The organism is Allomuricauda sp. NFXS6 (assembly GCF_040148835.1).
Taxonomy (GTDB): domain Bacteria; phylum Bacteroidota; class Bacteroidia; order Flavobacteriales; family Flavobacteriaceae; genus Flagellimonas.
Map to the genome: position 1 here is coordinate 167,091 of NZ_JAGEMG010000007.1, position 17,295 is coordinate 184,385.

The 17,295-nt window shown below is 40.9% G+C and carries 22 protein-coding genes; 12 read left to right on the top strand and 10 right to left on the bottom strand.

Features of this window, described 5'->3' with window-relative positions:
- Positions 1-6: 6 nt before the first annotated feature.
- On the bottom strand, positions 7-369 hold the full coding sequence (locus J4E06_RS11995; protein ID WP_349524162.1) for a hypothetical protein: 363 nt from the start codon (positions 367-369) through the stop codon (positions 7-9).
- 406 nt (positions 370-775) lie between these two features.
- On the opposite strand from J4E06_RS11995, the gene J4E06_RS12000 reads away from it, so the two are divergent.
- The 7 genes from J4E06_RS12000 to J4E06_RS12030 all read left to right on the top strand — a co-directional run bounded on the left by J4E06_RS12000 (position 776) and on the right by J4E06_RS12030 (position 6,082).
- The gene (locus J4E06_RS12000) at positions 776-1,510 is read left to right on the top strand and encodes a cysteine hydrolase family protein (RefSeq protein WP_349524163.1); all 735 of its coding nucleotides are present in this window, start codon (positions 776-778) and stop codon (positions 1,508-1,510) included.
- A 364-nt stretch (positions 1,511-1,874) separates the two neighbouring features.
- Positions 1,875-2,420, top strand: coding sequence for a carboxymuconolactone decarboxylase family protein (locus tag J4E06_RS12005; protein ID WP_349524164.1), 546 nt, complete (start codon positions 1,875-1,877; stop codon positions 2,418-2,420).
- Between the two features lie 23 nt (positions 2,421-2,443).
- Positions 2,444-2,911 carry a YHS domain-containing (seleno)protein gene (locus J4E06_RS12010; RefSeq protein ID WP_349524165.1) on the top strand — a complete coding sequence of 156 codons (468 nt, stop codon included), beginning with the start codon at positions 2,444-2,446 and terminating at the stop codon, positions 2,909-2,911.
- Between the two features lie 71 nt (positions 2,912-2,982).
- Positions 2,983-3,399 (top strand): DUF1348 family protein, encoded by a 417-nt coding sequence (locus tag J4E06_RS12015; RefSeq protein ID WP_349524166.1) that lies wholly within the window; start codon positions 2,983-2,985, stop codon positions 3,397-3,399.
- A gap of 284 nt (positions 3,400-3,683) precedes the next feature.
- A complete protein-coding gene (locus J4E06_RS12020) occupies positions 3,684-4,568 on the top strand; it encodes a helix-turn-helix domain-containing protein (protein ID WP_349524167.1) in 885 nt (294 codons plus the stop codon).
- Between the two features lie 9 nt (positions 4,569-4,577).
- Positions 4,578-4,955 carry a DUF302 domain-containing protein gene (locus tag J4E06_RS12025; protein ID WP_349524168.1) on the top strand — a complete coding sequence of 126 codons (378 nt, stop codon included), beginning with the start codon at positions 4,578-4,580 and terminating at the stop codon, positions 4,953-4,955.
- 194 nt (positions 4,956-5,149) lie between these two features.
- Complete coding sequence (locus J4E06_RS12030; protein ID WP_349524169.1) at positions 5,150-6,082, top strand: peptidylprolyl isomerase; 933 nt, start codon at positions 5,150-5,152, stop codon at positions 6,080-6,082.
- A 434-nt stretch (positions 6,083-6,516) separates the two neighbouring features.
- Here the strand turns inward: J4E06_RS12030 and J4E06_RS12035 are convergent, their stop codons facing one another.
- Complete coding sequence (locus J4E06_RS12035) at positions 6,517-6,711, bottom strand: cold-shock protein (protein WP_014034358.1); 195 nt, start codon at positions 6,709-6,711, stop codon at positions 6,517-6,519.
- A gap of 81 nt (positions 6,712-6,792) precedes the next feature.
- Positions 6,793-7,431, bottom strand: coding sequence for a peroxiredoxin (locus J4E06_RS12040; protein WP_349524170.1), 639 nt, complete (start codon positions 7,429-7,431; stop codon positions 6,793-6,795).
- Positions 7,432-7,566: 135 nt separating this feature from the next.
- Here J4E06_RS12040 and J4E06_RS12045 point away from each other — a divergent pair, with 135 nt between their 5' ends.
- Complete coding sequence (locus J4E06_RS12045; RefSeq protein ID WP_349524171.1) at positions 7,567-8,109, top strand: YfiT family bacillithiol transferase; 543 nt, start codon at positions 7,567-7,569, stop codon at positions 8,107-8,109.
- Between the two features lies 1 nt (position 8,110).
- On the opposite strand, the gene J4E06_RS12050 is transcribed toward J4E06_RS12045, so the two are convergent.
- The 4 genes from J4E06_RS12050 to J4E06_RS12065 form a co-directional block, all read right to left on the bottom strand.
- Positions 8,111-8,653, bottom strand: a complete 543-nt coding sequence (locus tag J4E06_RS12050; protein WP_349524172.1) for a GNAT family N-acetyltransferase — start codon at positions 8,651-8,653, stop codon at positions 8,111-8,113.
- Between the two features lie 12 nt (positions 8,654-8,665).
- Entirely contained in the window at positions 8,666-9,226 is a 561-nt protein-coding gene (locus tag J4E06_RS12055; protein WP_349524173.1) for a thioredoxin family protein, read from the bottom strand.
- A 93-nt stretch (positions 9,227-9,319) separates the two neighbouring features.
- Positions 9,320-9,691, bottom strand: a complete 372-nt coding sequence (locus tag J4E06_RS12060; protein WP_349524174.1) for a PUR family DNA/RNA-binding protein — start codon at positions 9,689-9,691, stop codon at positions 9,320-9,322.
- A gap of 75 nt (positions 9,692-9,766) precedes the next feature.
- Positions 9,767-11,521 (bottom strand): ABC transporter ATP-binding protein, encoded by a 1,755-nt coding sequence (locus J4E06_RS12065; protein WP_349524175.1) that lies wholly within the window; start codon positions 11,519-11,521, stop codon positions 9,767-9,769.
- 181 nt (positions 11,522-11,702) lie between these two features.
- Between J4E06_RS12065 and nusB the strand changes: the two genes are divergently transcribed.
- The 4 genes from nusB to J4E06_RS12085 all read left to right on the top strand — a co-directional run bounded on the left by nusB (position 11,703) and on the right by J4E06_RS12085 (position 14,915).
- Positions 11,703-12,650 (top strand): transcription antitermination factor NusB, encoded by a 948-nt coding sequence (gene nusB, locus J4E06_RS12070; protein ID WP_349524176.1) that lies wholly within the window; start codon positions 11,703-11,705, stop codon positions 12,648-12,650.
- 38 nt (positions 12,651-12,688) lie between these two features.
- On the top strand, positions 12,689-13,165 hold the full coding sequence (locus J4E06_RS12075; protein ID WP_349524177.1) for a DUF1573 domain-containing protein: 477 nt from the start codon (positions 12,689-12,691) through the stop codon (positions 13,163-13,165).
- A gap of 13 nt (positions 13,166-13,178) precedes the next feature.
- Positions 13,179-13,472, top strand: coding sequence for a preprotein translocase subunit YajC (yajC, locus tag J4E06_RS12080; protein ID WP_349524178.1), 294 nt, complete (start codon positions 13,179-13,181; stop codon positions 13,470-13,472).
- Positions 13,473-13,565: 93 nt separating this feature from the next.
- Entirely contained in the window at positions 13,566-14,915 is a 1,350-nt protein-coding gene (locus tag J4E06_RS12085; RefSeq protein ID WP_349524179.1) for a Gfo/Idh/MocA family protein, read from the top strand.
- 167 nt (positions 14,916-15,082) lie between these two features.
- Here J4E06_RS12085 and J4E06_RS12090 read toward each other — a convergent pair whose 3' ends face one another.
- The 3 genes from J4E06_RS12090 to J4E06_RS12100 all read right to left on the bottom strand — a co-directional run bounded on the left by J4E06_RS12090 (position 15,083) and on the right by J4E06_RS12100 (position 17,295).
- On the bottom strand, positions 15,083-15,724 hold the full coding sequence (locus J4E06_RS12090; protein ID WP_349524180.1) for a hypothetical protein: 642 nt from the start codon (positions 15,722-15,724) through the stop codon (positions 15,083-15,085).
- 268 nt (positions 15,725-15,992) lie between these two features.
- A complete protein-coding gene (locus tag J4E06_RS12095) occupies positions 15,993-16,544 on the bottom strand; it encodes a hypothetical protein (RefSeq protein WP_349524181.1) in 552 nt (183 codons plus the stop codon).
- Positions 16,545-16,548: 4 nt separating this feature from the next.
- A complete protein-coding gene (locus tag J4E06_RS12100) occupies positions 16,549-17,295 on the bottom strand; it encodes a CPBP family intramembrane glutamic endopeptidase (RefSeq protein ID WP_349524182.1) in 747 nt (248 codons plus the stop codon).

Here is a 17,295-nt window from a genome sequence, read left to right on the forward strand (position 1 = left end):
GCATAATTAACGAAGGTACTTGGGGATGGACATATGTTCCATTTTCCAGGTACTTTTTTTTTGGTCCTTGTCCATAACCTCTATAAAGTAGTAAGCTGTACCACCTTTTAGTTTAGAGGCGATGTATTCTACGGTAAAAACCCGGTCATCGCACAAAAAGGTATATTCCACGCTTTCACCGTTTTGGGATTCCCTTATTTTTCCGTTCCGAAGAATCAAGTTGGGTTTGGCCAAAATGCTGTTGCTCTTGTGCCAGCAGAGATAGCGTATCTCACCCGTACACAACCGATCTATTTTAACGGTGTACTGGCTATCGCCAAAATAGGCCAGAACGGCTTCAATGTTAGGGTGGCTCCAAAAAATGGTCAAGTACGTTTAAGTAGGTTCGGTGTTTGTCCAACGTTGATACCGCTACTGTATTGTATTAAAATGTTTTTCTTTTCCACCATTCCGCACCGGCAAACCAACCAGCAATAAAAATAATGATGCCGACCATAATCAAACAAAATATCTGTAAGGCGTTTATCGTTTCTAGTGTAGTCATACTCTTATTTTTGATCAATCTACACAATGCGCAATTATTTTGCGCACTCAATTGACGAATGCCCCATTTGAATTGAGGGATGCCCTTTTTGAAGCAACCAAAATTTTACAAGCAATCAAATTGAAGGAAAATTGTCCATTCACTGGCGTACTTTATCCATTTTTTCATGCTTGGTATTGCCGCAACTTTGTCCCATCAAAATTTAAGTTTAATCAGTTAAAGAAAAATACCATGAAAAATTTGATGCGAACACTTACCGTGTTCATGATTACCATTTCAGGGCTCCATGCTCAATTACCAGAACCAGGTTTTATCATTGACGGAACTACCGCCATTGTAATTACCGATCCACAAAACGATTTCCTTAGCCCCGACGGTGTGGCCTGGGGTGCCGTGGGGGAGAGCGTTCAGGAGAACAACACCATAGAGAACCTGGAGACTATTTTTAAGTTGGGCGAAGAATACAACATTCCCGTATTTATTTCTCCCCACTACTACTACGAGCACGATCACGTGTGGAAGTTTGAGGGTACCCTCGAAAAATTGATGCACAACATCAGCATGTTCGACCGTGGGGACCAATTGAACGTAAAAGGTTTTAAAGGTTCCGGTGCCGATTGGTTGCCTCGTTACAAAAAGTACATTAACAAGGATAGAGTAGTGGTTACAAGTCCTCACAAAGTGTTCGGTTCCGAGTCCAACGATTTGGCCTTACAGTTGAGAAAACAAGGTGTGGACAAAGTAATCTTGGCAGGAATGTCCGGTAATCTTTGTGCTGAATCACATATGAGGGAATTGGTAGAAAATGGTTTTGAAGTAGCCGTAGTGGGTGACGCTACAGCTTCTGCCAAACTACCTGGATTGGATGGTAATGCAGCTGCCCAAACCAACTATAAAATGATTTCAAGCCGTGTCTTCACCACAAAAGAATTGGTGAAAGAATTGAAAATGCACGACATGAAGTAAAACTTAAGTGTTTGTGATGTTGCAGTTGAGTGACAAGGGGTCGAACTTAGGTTTGACTCCTTGTTTTTTTTATTGATGGTCAGGTGGTTAACATCCACAGGGAAAATTGTCCAAGAAGCCTGTTTTCGTCAACCTGAACTTGTTTCAGGTTCTCATAATGATTGGGTCCCCACTCGATGGGATTCTAAAATAAATTCAGAATGACGCATTTCAATGTTTTTGCTTGCTATTCAATGCTTTGAATTCCCAAAGGGAAAATTGTCCAAGGAGTTGCGACATCTGTCCATTTTATTCCAGCCTACATCGCAGCACCTTTGTAATGTCAAAAATTGACAAACGAATTAGTAATATAAAACAGAAAGTTATGACACGTTTACAAGCATTAGATCCAAAGGAAGCAACTGGAAGATCAAAAGAATTATTTGAAGGCATCCAAGGTAAATTGGGTATGGTTCCCAACATGATGAGAACTATGGGTAACTCCTCAGTGGTTTTGGAAGGTTACTTGAACCTAAGCGATATTTTGGGCAAAGGATCTTTAGGTGGAAAATTGGGAGAGCTATTGGCTTTGACCGTAGCAGAATCCAACGCCTGTAACTATTGCCTATCCGCTCATTCGTTTATCGGTGAAAAATTGGTAGGTATCGATACGGATACCTTGCGTGCTGCAAGAGATGGTGAGAACGCAGATCCAAAAATTGCTGCTGCCTTAAACTTTGCAAAAGCATTGATCGCTAAAAACGGACGCGTTTCTACAGAAGACGTAGCAGCTGTTAAAGACGCTGGATACACCGATGGCGCCGTAGGTGAGATCGTGGCACACGTAGCCTTGAACATCTTCACAAACTATTTTAATAATACGGCCAACACCGATATCGATTTCCCAGTAGTGGAAGCCGCTACGGTATAATTAACCCTTAAATTCAATTACAAATGAAAACGTTTAGAAATTTATTTCTTTTTGGAATGATGTTGTTTGCTGCGATCAGCGTGCAGGCACAGACTCCACCGGTAGACGATAATGGTCTTGCCATTGGTGGTTACGATGTAGTCTCCTATTTTTCTGGAGAAGCTCAAAAAGGCAGCAAAAGCTATGCGGTAAAGCATCATGGGGCAACCTATTACTTTGCCAGCAAAGCGAATCAAAATGCCTTTAAAAAATCTCCTAAGAGCTATTTGCCTCAGTTTGATGGCTACTGCGCTTGGGGTGTAGGAGCAAAGGATGCCAAGTTTCCCATCAACCCGGAAACATATACGGTAATCGACGGAAAATTGTACCTGTTCTTTAACGGGCCCTTCAACGGGGAGCCTTTCAATACCTACGAAGACTGGGCACAACGCACTACGGAGCTTAAAACAGCTGCACATGCTAAATGGCCCAAAGTAAAAAACAGCAAGTAGTTTTAATTAGCTGATAAGGGTAGGGCCCCGCCATAGGTCCTGCCCTTTTTCAATTTAAAAAAAGCACAACCATGGAAATAGAAAAAAAATTCCCGTTGCCTCCCTTTACCGAGGAAACTGCAAAGGAAAAAGTACAATTGGCAGAAGATGCCTGGAACAGCCAAGACCCTGAAAAAGTAAGCAAAGCCTATACGGTGGACACCGAATGGCGCAATCGTTCCCAGTTTGTGAACGGTCGTGAGGAGGTAGTTTCCTTTTTGACGGAAAAGTGGCAAAAAGAAAAAAACTACAAATTAAGAAAGGAACTATGGGCCTTTACCGACAATAAGATTGCAGTTCGTTTTGAATACGAATACCAGAATGCCAAAGGAGCGTGGATTCGCGCGTATGGAAATGAAAATTGGGAATTCAACGAGCATGGGCTTATGCAAAAACGCTATGCCAGTATCAACGATCTGCCGATAGATGAATCGGTGAGAAGACTTTAGTTAATTTTGAAGTTATGTCACTTCGAGCGCAGTCGAGAAGTCTTGAATCCAAATAGCATAAATGGGGTCACGACTTGAGTTTATCTTGAGCGCCGTCGAAAGAATCGACCTGACAATGTATGATGAAAACCGTCATTTCGAGTTTTTTCAAAAGGAAAAAGTATCGAGAACAAGGTTTTGGTTCGCAAAAATGATTTCTCGATACAATTTTTTGACCTAGAGCTCAAAAAAACACTCGAAATGACAAGTTTTGATTGCTTGTATTCGATTTATAACATATATATATGAACATCTACAACACCAACACGCTCATCGACGAACAAACCGGAAACCTGGCATTTAAGCTTTCCACTTTTGAGGATAGCTGCCAGTTTTGCGATACGCACCGGTTTAATTATTATTCCTTGATCTGGATAAAAAAGGGGAGGGGTACCGCGCAAGTGGACTTTACGGAGTACACGTTTACGCCAAACACCCTATTTGCCGTAACGCCCTACCAACCTTTTGCATTCGACGAGGAAGAACCGTTGGAGGGCGTGGTGTTGAATTTTCATCCCGATTTTTTCTGTATTCACAAGCACCACGAACAAGTGGCCTGCAACGGGGTGCTCTTTAACAATATTTACAGCCCACCCATGCTCTGTGTTACGGAGGATATGTGCCAAAATTTTGAATTGCTATTGCAGCAGATGTACACCGAGGTTCAAAAATCGGAACTGGCGCAATACGAGCTATTGGTCTCTTATCTTAAAATATTTTTGATCACGGCCTCCCGCGCCAAGGCCAAGCAACAGCCCGAAGCCTTGGAGGGCACCCCGGACGAAAAGGAACCCTTTATCCTCCAGAAGCTCAAAAACCTGATAGAGACCCATTACAAGACCAAGCACTCCGCCGGAGAGTATGCCGATCTACTTAACATTAGCCCCAAGGCCTTGGCCAAAATGACCAAAAACCATTTTAACAAGACCATGACCAACCTGATCAGCGAACGGATCATAATTGAGGCCAAGCGCGAGCTGTACCTCACCAACAAAACGGTAAAGGAGATTGCCTACGACCTCGGGTATGACGACGAGCACTATTTTAGCCGTTTTTTTAAGAACAATGCCGATATTTCTCCCAAAACCTATCGCGAAACCGTGGGCTTTGCCCGTGCTGCCATGGCGTAACCTTTACTTATGAAAACACATGTAATAAGCAAAATACTGGCCTTGCCCTTTGGTCAGGTATTCAAAACTTTACAACAGCGCATAGTGGAGCATAGCTTTTTGCTCTTGCACGAGATAGATACCCAAGCCATTGTGACCAAACATGGCGTAACCATACCCCAATTGCGGCAATTGCTCTTTTTTGAGCCCAAATACATTGCCCAGATCATGGAAAACGACCCCTTGGCCATAAACGATATCCCCTTAAAATTGGTAGTACAAGAAATTGATGCCCAAACCACCCAACTGAGCTTTAAAAACCCTGTGGGCAGTCTACAGGATTATAATTTGGACCCTTCCATAGCAGCCGAGTTGTTGGATCGGGTTCAAGGGATCGTTACTTTTTAGAGGCTAAAAATTTATAGGATATTTATGTAAGTTGGAGAAAGGCTTTTAGGCTTTTTTTGGTGGGTTATGGTTTTCTTTAATGATTAGTTTGCCCATACTCCTTATTCTAGCTTTTAACCTTACGCTTTATCCCGTATCTTTGCACCCTTGAAAAATCGAGAAATCGCTTTATAATAATCTATTAATCAAATACAATGCAAGACGGAATCTACGCCAAGTTCAATACTACCAAAGGAGAAATACTGGTAAAGCTTACTTACGATAAAACACCGGGCACGGTAGGCAACTTTGTTGCCCTGGCCGAGGGAGATATGGAAAACAGTGTAAAACCACAAGGAAAACCATACTACGATGGGCTTAAATTTCATAGGGTAATCGCCGATTTTATGATTCAAGGTGGTTGCCCGACCGGGACCGGGACTGGTGATCCAGGTTATAAGTTCGACGATGAGTTTCATCCGGATTTGGTGCACGATGGTCCCGGAGTACTGTCCATGGCCAATGCTGGACCGGGGACCAACGGAAGCCAGTTTTTTATCACTCATGGAGCAACGCCCTGGTTGGACAACAAACACACCATCTTTGGTCGTGTAGAAGAAGGACAAGACATTGTAGATGCCATTGCCCAAGGCGATACCATTGAAACTTTGGAAATTGTTAGGGTAGGGGACGAAGCCAAAAACTGGAACGCCATCGAAGCTTTTCGGGTTTTTGAAGGAGCAAGGGAAAAGCGAATTGCCGAACAAAAGGCTGCTGCTGAAGCTGAAATGGAAAAATTGGCCGCTGGTTTTGAAAAGACCGATAGTGGACTGCGTTATAAAATCATTCAAAAGGGAAGTGGTGCCAAAGCGGAAAAGGGCAAAACGGTTTCCGTACATTATGAAGGTGCATTGACCAACGGTCAAATTTTTGATTCCTCCTACAAAAGAAACCAGCCCATAGATTTTGCATTGGGCGTTGGACAGGTAATTCCAGGATGGGATGAAGGCATAAGTTTATTGCAAGTGGGGGACAAGGCCCGTTTTGTGATTCCTTCGCATTTGGCTTATGGAAAAACCGGGGCAGGAGGGGTAATACCTCCTAATGCAACATTGGTTTTTGATGTGGAATTAATGAACGTGAAATAATTCGCTCATCGCGACAAGTAAATGAGAAAAGTTTCCAGAAATGGGAACTTTTTTTATTTAGATCTGTTTACGCTCAATAACAGCAAACAAAGGTTAAGGGCCAACAGGCTAATTAAAACGCTAAAAAAAGTGGTCATGGTTGTACGTGTTTATTACGTAACAGTCAAACGGTAAAAAACCCTACCTATTGTTCCGTGGCCTATGTAAATTACTTTTTGGAACCGTTTACGCTCCAAACCAACAATAGGGCATTTACAATCAAAAGAAACGAGAGCACTCCAAAAAAGGTATTCATTTATATTGGCTTAATGGTTATGGGGAACAGTGTTTGTTATTTAGATAGCAAAAAGTAAAAGGGTTGCGTTAGGGTTGAAAAAAAATAAAAAAAGCCCGGGCAATGCCCGGGCTTGGTCTATAAAAAAGTATGTTATAACTTAATCCGCAACTTGTACATTAACGGCGTTTAATCCTTTTTTACCTTGTTGTAGTTCGAATTCTACAACATCACCTTCTCTAATTTCATCGATTAAACCTGAAATGTGTACGAAGTGATCTGTGTTTGAACCATCTTCAGTGATAAATCCGTAACCTTTAGAATCATTGAAGAATTTTACTGTTCCTTTACTCATAATATAAATTGAAAATAATTAATTGACTACAAAGGTACATTTAATTTATTGAGAATCAGTTTTTTTCTTCAAATAAAATTATTAGGCCGTCGGATCAGGGGTCAAACGCAGATAGGGTTTGATTTCTTCCACACCTTTCGTGAAGATTTTTTTAGCCTCTTCTGTAGGTATAGCAGGGCTTACCACCACTTTCTCCCCATTTTTCCAATTGGCCGGGGTTGCCACTTTATGGTTTGCAGTTAACTGTAAAGAATCCACAACGCGTAGCAATTCGTAAAAATTTCGGCCTGTTGAGGCGGGATAAGTCAATGTAAGTTTCACTTTTTTGTTCGGATCTATGATGAATACCGAACGTACAGTAAGTGTATCGTCCGCATTGGGATGAATCATATCGTACAGGTCTGAAACCTTTTTTTCCACATCGGCCACAATCGGAAAATTAACTTTGGTTCCTTGGGTTTCGTTAATATCCTTGATCCATTCCATGTGGGAGGCCGCCCCATCGACACTTAAAGCCATCATCTTTACATTTCTTTTATCGAATTCATCTTTGAACTTCGCCGCAGTACCCAGTTCGGTAGTGCAAACAGGGGTGAAATCCGCAGGGTGGGAGAATAGAATCCCCCAGCTATCGCCAAGATATTCATAAAAGTTAAGTGTTCCTTCCGAAGTAACCGCGGTAAAATCCGGTGCAGTATCTCCTAATCTTAAAGTTGCCATATATATTTTTTTAATTATTACTCTATAAAATTACTAGATTATTTGATTGTTAAATTTTAAATCAGTTAAAAGTGTATTAAAATTTGCGGAGGTGGCATGGGAGCGAATACCGTTCAAAGTTCCTATTTTTACAGAATGGAAAAAGATACTTTGGAACATCTGCGTTACCCTATCGGAAAGTTTGAAATTCCCAGAGTCATTACGGAAAATGATTTGGAGGGATGGATTACCGTTTTGGAACAATTGCCCCAACGTTTAAGTGATTTGGTCACTCCGCTTTCAGATGAGCAACTGGAAACCCCGTATCGACCAGGAGGTTGGACGGTTCGTCAAGTGGTCCATCATATTTCTGACAGCCATCATAATAGCTATATTCGTTTTAAATGGGCTCTTACGGAGAATACCCCTATCATTAAAGCATATGACGAAAAAGCATGGGCTGAATTGTTCGATACCCGAACGGCACCTATTTTGATGTCCCTTTATCATTTGAGCGCTATTCATGCCAAGTTGGTTTATTTATTGAAGGGGCTCTCCGAGGAAGACTTAAATAGAAGTTTTATCCATCCGGTCGGAAATCAAAAGACAAGTTTAAAAGAAAATATTGCACGCTACGCTTGGCATAGCAACCATCATTATGCGCACATTGAAAATTTAGTGAAACGCGAAGGATGGTAGATCATAGGCTCTTGGTCAGAATCCACATAGCTTTTTCTTCAGGTTTCACGTTAGGGAGCGTCACTTCACTCTCTCGTTTAATTGTGTATCCATTTTTTTGATAGAAATGAACTGGATTTCCCTTTTGCATAGCATCCAGCCAAATGTACTTTTTATTCCGTTTTCTCGCGATGTCTTCAATAAACAAAAGCACCTGTTTACCAATGCCTTTGCCAGAATGTTGCTTTAACAAATAGATTTTTTCAGCTTTTAACGCATCGTCATCCGAGATTTCATCAATTCCGCAATTTTGAACAAGTTTTAAAATACCAACTGTTTTCGAATTCATCTTAATCAAATAATTAAGCGCATTCGCATCCTGAAGTTCGCGTTCAACAACTTCTTTGGTCAGTCCAAACGAAATATAAGGTGTTGGGTCTTCGTCCTTCCACAGGTGGAGGTAATGTTCGCAATAGGATTTTACACCAACAGTCAAATATTCTTTTAGGTTAACTTGAGTTGCCGGCTCCAAAATCACCGTATTTTTCAGAATAGTCGAGTTCATTCAATAACTTACTTAGGTAGTTACCCATTTAATGTTACATCCCAGACTTGGTTTTTGTTCGGCAACTACCGCTTTGCCATCCAAAACTGCATCCATTGCATTTTTTAAGTCGGTTCCAGTGAGCGGTACGCCATTACCTGGTCTGGAATCGTCCAATTGGCCACGATACACCAATTTCATTTCTGAATTAAACAGATAAAAATCGGGAGTACATGCAGCATCGTAGGCTTTGGCCACTTCCTGTGTTTCATCATAAAGGTAAGGAAAGGTATAATCTTCCTCTTGGGCCTTATCTTTCATTAAATGTGGAGCATCTTGCGGATAGTTTTCCACATCGTTACTGGAAATAGCCACGAAGGAAATTCCTTTTTCCTGATATTCCTTCGCCAACTTTACAATCATCGGGTTTACGTGTATCACAAAGGGACAGTGATTGCAAATAAACATAATGACCGTTCCTTTTTCGCCTTTCAAATCGTCCAAAGAGCATTTTTTATCGGAAACGGTGTCCAATAATTCAAATTTTGGAGCCTTTGTCCCTAAGGGGAGCATATTGCTTGGAGTTCTTGCCATTGTTTCTGGGTTTTAGGGTGGACTACTGTATGATAAAAATAAAAAACGACCTGCAAAAATACAGGCCGCTTAAATTTTAAAGGATTCTACTTTTTAAATGTCATCAAAGCTAACATCGGTGAAGCTACCATTGGCGGTCCCGTTTTCACTAATGTTGTCTTCCTCCTTTTTAAAATCTTTTTGATGGCGTTCGGAAATCACCTCGGTACCTTTCTCATCAATGATGTAATCCATCATTTCTTCCATAATTTCACGGAAAGCGCTAAAATCCTCTTTGTATAGATAAATTTTGTGCTTTTTGTAATGGAAAGAACCGTCATCGTGGGTAAACTTTTTACTTTCGGTGATGGTTAGGTAATAATCTCCGGCCTTGGTACTTCTTACGTCAAAAAAATAGGTTCTTCTACCTGCTCTTAAGACTTTCGAATAAATCTCTTCCTGATCCATTGTATCTTTCTGGCCCATTTGGTGTAGTGTATTTAGTACTGTGTTGAATTATGTTACCAAAAATGTAAAAAAAAAGCTAATTCAGCAACTTTTTTATGATTCTTTACCCGAGAGTTGATTGATGTAGAGGTCTTTGTAATACCCTTCGGTACTGTTCAATTCCTCGTGGGTACCTTCCTGAATGATACTACCGTTGTCCAACACAATAATTTTATCCGCATTCTTAGCGGATGATACCCTATGACTTACAATTAGTGTGGTTTTGCTTTCCGAAACCCGCTTTAGGTTGTTCAGTATTTCCTCTTCCGTTTCGGTATCCACCGCAGAAAGGCAATCATCGAACAAATAGATTCTTGGGTCTTTTAAAAGGGCGCGGGCAATGGAAACGCGTTGTTTTTGACCACCGCTAAGTGTAATGCCACGTTCCCCCAATATAGTTTGGTATTTTTTCGCGAAGCCTTCAATATTTTTATGTACCACTGCTTTTTTGGCTACTTCCACAATATCGTCGTGCGTAGCATTTTCGTTTCCAAAACGAATATTGTTCTCAATGGTGTCCGAAAACAAAAAGGCATCTTGCGGAACGGCACCAATGGAACTTCTTAAACTGTAGAGGTTTAGTTCTTGGACCGGAACACCATCAATCAAAACTTCTCCCGAAGAAGTATCGTACAAACGGGCCACCAAATCCAATATGGTAGATTTTCCTGCGCCTGTTTTTCCTAAAATTGCCACGGTTTGACCTGCTTCCACAGTAAATGAAACATCCTTGAGGGCGGTGATGTTGGTGTCTTCGTAGGTAAAGGTCACATTTCTGAACTCAATACCACCTTTGATCGGGGTCGGCGTTTTAACTTGGTTTTGAATGGACGGTTCTTCCTTTAAAAACTCGTTGATACGTTTTTGCGAAGCTTCGGCTCTTTGTACAATGGATGTCAACCATCCGACCACCGCAACGGGCCAAGTAAGCATATTTACGTACAGAATGAACTCGGCAATGATCCCAATGGTTTCAATGTCTCCATTGATATATTGGCGTCCTCCGATGTAAATCACAAAAATATTACTGATGCCGATCAATAAGATCATCAATGGAAAAAACCAAGCGTTTACCTTTGCCAGCGCCATACTGGTATCTTTTCCCTCTTGCGCCAATTCGCGCAGTTCGCCATTTATTCTGGGCTCAATGTTGTAAGCCTTTATTACGGAAATACCCGAAAAGGATTCTTGCGTAAAAGTGGACAGGGTCGACAAATATTCTTGGACCTTGGTGCTTCTTTTATGGATAATTTTACTGATTTGATAAATCAAAACCGATAAAACAGGGAGCGGCAACAAGGTATAGGCGGCCAGGGTAGGGGCCTTTATAAACATTAATGGCACCAAACATACAAAAAGCGTCAAGGTTTGTATGCCGTACATAATGGCGGGCCCTCCGTATAAACGCACTTGGTTGATGTCTTCACTGATTCGGTTCATTAAATCCCCGATCCTGTTTTTCTTGTAAAAATTAAGGCTAAGAAGTTGATAATGGTCAAAGACCTCGTTCTTTAAGTCATATTCAATGTAACGGGATACATTAATAATGGTCTGTCGCATCAAAAAAGTAAAAAGCCCTGAAAGGATGGCTGCTCCGACAATAATCAGAATATACTGTAGCAATAATCCCTTGGCATCCGAAAGAGTTATCACATCTGATGCAAAGTCTTCTACTGCCTGTATGGATTTGTTCACATAAGAAGGCATTACCAAGGAAAAAATACGGGCAATTATGGTAATGAGGACCCCCAAAAAAAGTTTGAGCCAATATTTTTTAAAATATTTATTAAGGTGTTTCAGTTCCTTCATAAAAAGGGGAAATGGTGATTTTTAAGGTAAATCTAAGGTGACAATCCCGCAAATATATACCATACCACACAAAGTAAACGTTATAAAACTGATAAGAAAACAACTTTGGTAGGTAAGAATCAAATATAAGATTACTTTTGCGGAGTGAAAGCCAAACAATGACTTTAAAAGTTCTTTAGACATGCTTACCCGAAGGCACATTAGAGTAAAAGTAATGCAGTGCATTTATGCATTGGTGCAATCCAAGGATGATTCCTTGCAAAAACAGGAAAAGTTTTTGAGAGTTAGTATAGAAAACATGTACGTTCTATACCTTTTGATTTTAAGCCTCTTGGCCGAACTCCATCGTTTGGCGGAAAAACATACGAGCCACGCCTCCAAAAAATATGTGGCCACCGAAGCGGACAGCTACCCCGATCCTGAAAAGTTTGTGAAAAATCGATTGCTTTTGCAATTGGTGAACAATGAAGTTTTAAAAAACGAGCTCTCCAAGCGTAAGTTGGACAATTGGTACATGAATGATGAATACGTAAAAATCATTCATAAAGCCGTAGTTTCCAGTGATGTTTACAAAGCATACATGTCCAATGGAGAGAATAGCTACGCGGACGACCGCAATGTGGTCATTCAATTGTTCAAGGAAATTATAGCGCCCAACGAGAAAATCTACGATTATTTTGAAGATGATAAATTGACTTGGGTCGATGATTTTCCCATTGTGAACACCTTTTTGGTAAAACGTTTAAAAAAGGCCAAACCGGATTCTGGGGACCGTTTCTTTTTACCAGCTTTGCTAAAAGACCAACAGGACATGGATTTTGCCAACGAACTTTTGACCAAGACGTTGCTCAACGATGCCAAATGGGAAAAGGAAATCGAGGGAAAAACACCCAATTGGGACAACGACCGCATCGCGGAAATTGACTCCATAGTCTTAAAAATGGCCATATGTGAATTGCTAAATTTTCCATCCATACCCGAGAAAGTAACCTTGAACGAGTATTTGGAAATAGCCAAAGAGTACTCCACGCCCAAGAGCAGTATCTTTATAAACGGGGTGTTGGACAAGTTGGCAAAAGAGTATAAATCAGACGGTAGGCTTCAAAAAATTGGCAGAGGTTTGCAATAAACAATAATTCCTTAATTTTGGAAAAACAAATTTTAATCATGAAAAGAGTAACAACAATTTTAAGTTTGATCATGGTAGTTGCCGTAATGGGCGTATCATGCAAGGACAAAGCATCAAAGAAAATAGTTGCTGACAATGTTGAAACTGCTGTGGACAGAGATGAAGCAGCTAAAAACGTTCCCGTAATGTCTTTTGAGAAAATGGAACACGATTTTGGTACTATCCAACGTGGAACTCCACAAGAGACTACTTTTACATTTACAAATACAGGTAATGCTCCTTTGATCATTACGGACGCTAAAAGTAGCTGCGGTTGTACAGTGCCAAATCCTCCAAAAGACCCTATCGCACCAGGTGAAACAGGGGAGTTGTTGGTCAAGTTCAACGGATCTGGTCAAAACCAGGTAACAAAAACAATTACCGTAAATGCAAATACAGCTAAGGGTTCTGAAATTTTAAGAATCAAAGCATTTGTGCAAGCACCAGGAGCTACACCCGCTGGTCCTGTTAAATAATTAAAAGACCTGAATGGAAAATATAGGACAGTTTTTACCGCTGATATTGATTTTTGCCGTGGCGTATTTTTTTATGATTCGCCCGCAGATGAAACGTCAGAAGGATGAGAAGAAATTCGCTTCAGAATTAAAGAAAGGTGATAAAATCATCACCAAGAGTGGGCTGCACGGCAAAGTTGTAGAGTTGAACGACAAGGATTTTTCCTGTGTCATTGAAACTATGGCCGGGCGCTTAAAGTTTGACCGATCAGCCATTTCGATGGAAATGAGCAAAAAGTTGAACACTCCCCCCGCCGAAAAAAAGTAAGCGAAAACAACATACATTAAATTAAGAACGTCCCTTGAAAATTAAACTTCAAGGGACGTTTTTTTTGTATCTTATTCCAAATTTTGAAAAAATATGGGAACAAGAAGACAATTTGTAAAGCGTGGTGGAATGTATGTGGCAGGCTTGGGGGCATCAATGGTGTTTCCTACCGAATTATTGGCATCGATTCGGAAAAACATAAGTCCTAACGATAAAGTACAAGTTGGTCTTATTGGCTGTAAGGGCATGGGCTTTTCCGATCTAAGTTCCATGCTTCAAAACAGCGAAGTGGAAATTGTTGCCCTGTGTGACGTGGACGAAAATGTACTTCGGGAAAAAACGGCCGAACTGGAAAAAGGGGGCATCAAAAAACCAAAATGGTATTCCGATTACCGAAAACTGCTGGAGGACAAGGATATCCATATCGCCATTATCGGGACCCCGGACCATTGGCACTGTCTGCAACTTACCGATGCCATTGATGCAGGCAAAGATGTGTATTGTGAAAAACCCATAGCCAACTCTGTTGCCGAGAGCCAAGCTATGCTTGCCAAGGTGAACGCCAGCGACCGAATGGTGCAAATAGGGCAGTGGCAACGCAGTGAACCCCACTTTGTGGATGCCATCAACTATGTGCATTCCGGTAAATTGGGACAGATCAGGTTGGTAAAAACCTGGGCCTACCAAGGTTGGATGCAATCCATACCAGTGGTTCCCAACAGTCCAGTGCCTGCCGGTGTGGATTATGATATGTGGCTGGGCCCAGCGGAGCACCGTCCGTTCAATAAAAATAGGTTTCATTTTAATTTTAGATGGTTCTGGGACTATGCAGGTGGCTTGATGACGGATTGGGGCGTACACTTGATCGATTATGCCCTGTATGGGATGAAAGCCTCCACGCCAAAATCCGTAATGGCGATGGGCGGCAAATTTGCTTATCCCGATGATGCCGCGGAAACCCCCGACACGCTACAGACCGTTTACGACTTTGGTGATTTTTCCCTGCTTTGGGAACACGCCACGGGAATTGATGGTGGCAACTACGGACGAAACCATGGAATCGCCTTTATTGGCAACAACGGCACCTTGGTGCTGGACCGCGGTGGCTGGGAAGTGATCCCCGAGCACGACCGTCCTCATTGGAGCAAGGATTTGGGACCTAAAATAGAAGCCGTTCCCGTACAACAAGGAGTAGGGCAAGGGTTGGGATTGCATACCCAAAATTTCTTGGAAGCCGTAAAAACCCGTGATAAGTCTATGCTAAAAGCACCCATTAAAGTAGGTTATGATGCGGCCATGGTAAGCCATTTGGGCAACATTGCCTACAAAACAGGGGAGCGCTTGTTCTGGGATACCGAAAACGATAGGTTCAACCACTCCGAAGCGGATGCTTTGTTGACCAATGAATACCACAACGGTTGGGAGTTTCCGAAAATTGGTTGAGTTGATTTTTATATAAGGATTAACATTTATGTGTTACACCTATTTTGTTGACTATAATGATTTAAGATAAACATTAAACAAAGTTTTTCCGGAATTACCAAATTGTTTGTTCGAAGACTTTTCGTTCCGGCATAAACAAGGTTAAGTATGATTAGTAACTTTTCGCTCTATTTTGTGTAGGCAATTCTTCTTGATGCTTTGCGCATAACACGGTTGACTAATTGGTCATTGTCACTACCCAGACTGCCCCTAACTTTTTTATTGTAGTTTACTAAAAGTTCTCCGTCTTGGGCATTATAAATATTAAGGTTTATTGTCGCGGAATGAGTTGGCCCCCAGAAACCAACTAAAAGTCCTACTACCACAGATGCTTCTTCGGACATAGGTTTGTTGGTTTCAAATGTTCCCATTATTATAGCATCCACTTTTAAAATTTTTGCTAATTCCAATGGAGTAAAGGTGTCATAATTTTCAAACGTAACTCCTGCCTTCTTTAGTTTTGCATTGGTAGTGTAAGGGCTTTGAACGTCAACTTTCAACGTTCCTCTTTTTTTCCTTTGTAAAAACCACGAATGCATTGCCATTTGGATAGACTCTCCTTCTGATTCTTCCATTCTTTTTAATTTTTCAGGAGAAATGTCTTTCATATGTTTTGGTCTTAATGTAACCGATGCTTCAAAGGGAATGACACCTATAATCTTATGGTTTTCTGCAATTTCATCAAAATCAGGATGTTCAAATAAATTTGTTTGACCAGTAATTACATTGCTGAAAACAATTGTGAAACCTAGAAATAAAAATTTCTTCATTTTTTAAATAATATTTACTTTATGATTATTTGATTTGCCAGCGAACTATTTCTTAAACAAAATCAATATTGATTCTGGTAGCGAAGATGGGGCAGTGGAACGGAAAATTCAGGTACAGATTGACGGATGCCTTATTTGAATTGACGAATGGGTGCCTTTTTAAGAAACCGATGTTTTTTTAAGAGAAGAATACACCAACGGATGGAAGTTTCCTACGATTTGAAACAAATCACCGTTAAGACCTGGATATATAAAATTTTTGTTTTACCTAGCGCTTTTGATACAATGCAATTGCACTAAGGTAATTCTGGGCACCTTTCATGCTCAAATCATTAATGAAGCCATCGAGTTCCGGGTGGTTGTTCTTGATCCAATTGACGAGTGAATCCCGTTCTTGTGCCCAAATTTGCCAATCAGCATCTTTACAATCAAGATTTTCAATTTTGTTGATTTTCCCAGCGTTAAAGTGAAACCGGTGTTCGCAGGTCAACGGATTATTTTTTAAAAATTCAAAACGCAGCGATTCCACAGCAACCTTAGCTGTAAATTCCCCGTTTAAATTTTCAACCGAAATCAATTTATAATCGGGTTGAAAAACAGAGTCCCATTTAAATTGCTCATAATAACTTTCTCGATCAAAGTTCATCACATAATCCCCTTCGGTAATGGTAAGGCTGTCCGATACAACTCCCATGATTTGATCATAATCGGAATTTTGGAAGCCTTCATAGTACTTTTTTATTTGCTCGGCCTTATCTATATTTTTCCCTGAACAGTTCACAATCAAGTACAAGGTGGGCAGGAACAACAGTTTTTTCATGGTCTTAAAGTAGGTAAAAAATACTGTAAATCATTCCCAAATTAAAGCCTGCGTGGCAAACAATTGCGCCCAACAATGAACCGCTCCGTTTTTTTGCCCATAAAAAAATAAAGCTCACAAGGAACATGCCCATGACCCAAATTAGGGTTGGAATAAGGTAGAAGCTCCATCCTCCTCCAACAAAAACCAACCCAAAATGCGCAACGTGGGTCAAGGCAAAGGTGGAACTATCCACGATGGAAGCCTTTTGCTCACCAATGGATTTTGCGAAGCTCCCGTGAACAATGCCCCTAAAATAAAGTTCTTCACCGATGGGACTGAAAATCATTCCGGTTAGGGCCATTACCGAAAACAGAATCAATTTATTGTTCCCAGCAATACCTTCTGGAATCTGATAGGATTTGGCAATGTATTCGTACCAATTTTGATACGAACCGCCATAAAGTTCCTTTCCTATCCAGTATAGGGTCAGACTAAGGGCAATCCCGATGATAAAGGCAAAAACCAATGCCCCAATTTTTTGAGTTCCCGTAATTCCAATGCTTCTTCGGCCACTTTTATTTAAAAAGATAAAGGGCACCAAAGCAGAAAGGAGCATAATGGCACCAATAGCGGCGTAGTTACCCGTTTGATTGGCTTTCAGTACCAAGATGAACCGTGGAATGCAAATCAACGCAATCAAAAAGAGTCCAAATTTCCAATTGAACTTGAAGCGTTTTTTCCAAAAGGGTCTGAGTTCGGTTTTGGGCAT

What these genes read in the sequence shown, in the direction of transcription:
- J4E06_RS12035 (WP_014034358.1), bottom strand. Translation starts at nt 6,711, where the DNA reads ATGAGTAAAGGAACAGTAAAATTCTTCAATGATTCTAAAGGTTACGGA.
- J4E06_RS12065 (WP_349524175.1), bottom strand. Translation starts at nt 11,521, where the DNA reads ATGAAGGAACTGAAACACCTTAATAAATATTTTAAAAAATATTGGCTC.
- J4E06_RS12010 (WP_349524165.1), top strand. Translation starts at nt 2,444, where the DNA reads ATGAAAACGTTTAGAAATTTATTTCTTTTTGGAATGATGTTGTTTGCT.
- J4E06_RS12000 (WP_349524163.1), top strand. Translation starts at nt 776, where the DNA reads ATGAAAAATTTGATGCGAACACTTACCGTGTTCATGATTACCATTTCA.
- J4E06_RS12095 (WP_349524181.1), bottom strand. Translation starts at nt 16,544, where the DNA reads ATGAAAAAACTGTTGTTCCTGCCCACCTTGTACTTGATTGTGAACTGT.
- J4E06_RS12020 (WP_349524167.1), top strand. Translation starts at nt 3,684, where the DNA reads ATGAACATCTACAACACCAACACGCTCATCGACGAACAAACCGGAAAC.
- J4E06_RS12015 (WP_349524166.1), top strand. Translation starts at nt 2,983, where the DNA reads ATGGAAATAGAAAAAAAATTCCCGTTGCCTCCCTTTACCGAGGAAACT.
- J4E06_RS12005 (WP_349524164.1), top strand. Translation starts at nt 1,875, where the DNA reads ATGACACGTTTACAAGCATTAGATCCAAAGGAAGCAACTGGAAGATCA.
- J4E06_RS12100 (WP_349524182.1), bottom strand. Translation starts at nt 17,295, where the DNA reads ATGCCCAAAACCGAACTCAGACCCTTTTGGAAAAAACGCTTCAAGTTC.
- J4E06_RS12040 (WP_349524170.1), bottom strand. Translation starts at nt 7,431, where the DNA reads ATGGCAACTTTAAGATTAGGAGATACTGCACCGGATTTTACCGCGGTT.
- yajC (WP_349524178.1), top strand. Translation starts at nt 13,179, where the DNA reads ATGGAAAATATAGGACAGTTTTTACCGCTGATATTGATTTTTGCCGTG.
- J4E06_RS12050 (WP_349524172.1), bottom strand. Translation starts at nt 8,653, where the DNA reads ATGAACTCGACTATTCTGAAAAATACGGTGATTTTGGAGCCGGCAACT.
- J4E06_RS12045 (WP_349524171.1), top strand. Translation starts at nt 7,567, where the DNA reads ATGGAAAAAGATACTTTGGAACATCTGCGTTACCCTATCGGAAAGTTT.
- J4E06_RS12085 (WP_349524179.1), top strand. Translation starts at nt 13,566, where the DNA reads ATGGGAACAAGAAGACAATTTGTAAAGCGTGGTGGAATGTATGTGGCA.
- J4E06_RS12075 (WP_349524177.1), top strand. Translation starts at nt 12,689, where the DNA reads ATGAAAAGAGTAACAACAATTTTAAGTTTGATCATGGTAGTTGCCGTA.
- J4E06_RS12025 (WP_349524168.1), top strand. Translation starts at nt 4,578, where the DNA reads ATGAAAACACATGTAATAAGCAAAATACTGGCCTTGCCCTTTGGTCAG.
- J4E06_RS12030 (WP_349524169.1), top strand. Translation starts at nt 5,150, where the DNA reads ATGCAAGACGGAATCTACGCCAAGTTCAATACTACCAAAGGAGAAATA.
- J4E06_RS12055 (WP_349524173.1), bottom strand. Translation starts at nt 9,226, where the DNA reads ATGGCAAGAACTCCAAGCAATATGCTCCCCTTAGGGACAAAGGCTCCA.
- J4E06_RS12090 (WP_349524180.1), bottom strand. Translation starts at nt 15,724, where the DNA reads ATGAAGAAATTTTTATTTCTAGGTTTCACAATTGTTTTCAGCAATGTA.
- nusB (WP_349524176.1), top strand. Translation starts at nt 11,703, where the DNA reads ATGCTTACCCGAAGGCACATTAGAGTAAAAGTAATGCAGTGCATTTAT.
- J4E06_RS12060 (WP_349524174.1), bottom strand. Translation starts at nt 9,691, where the DNA reads ATGGGCCAGAAAGATACAATGGATCAGGAAGAGATTTATTCGAAAGTC.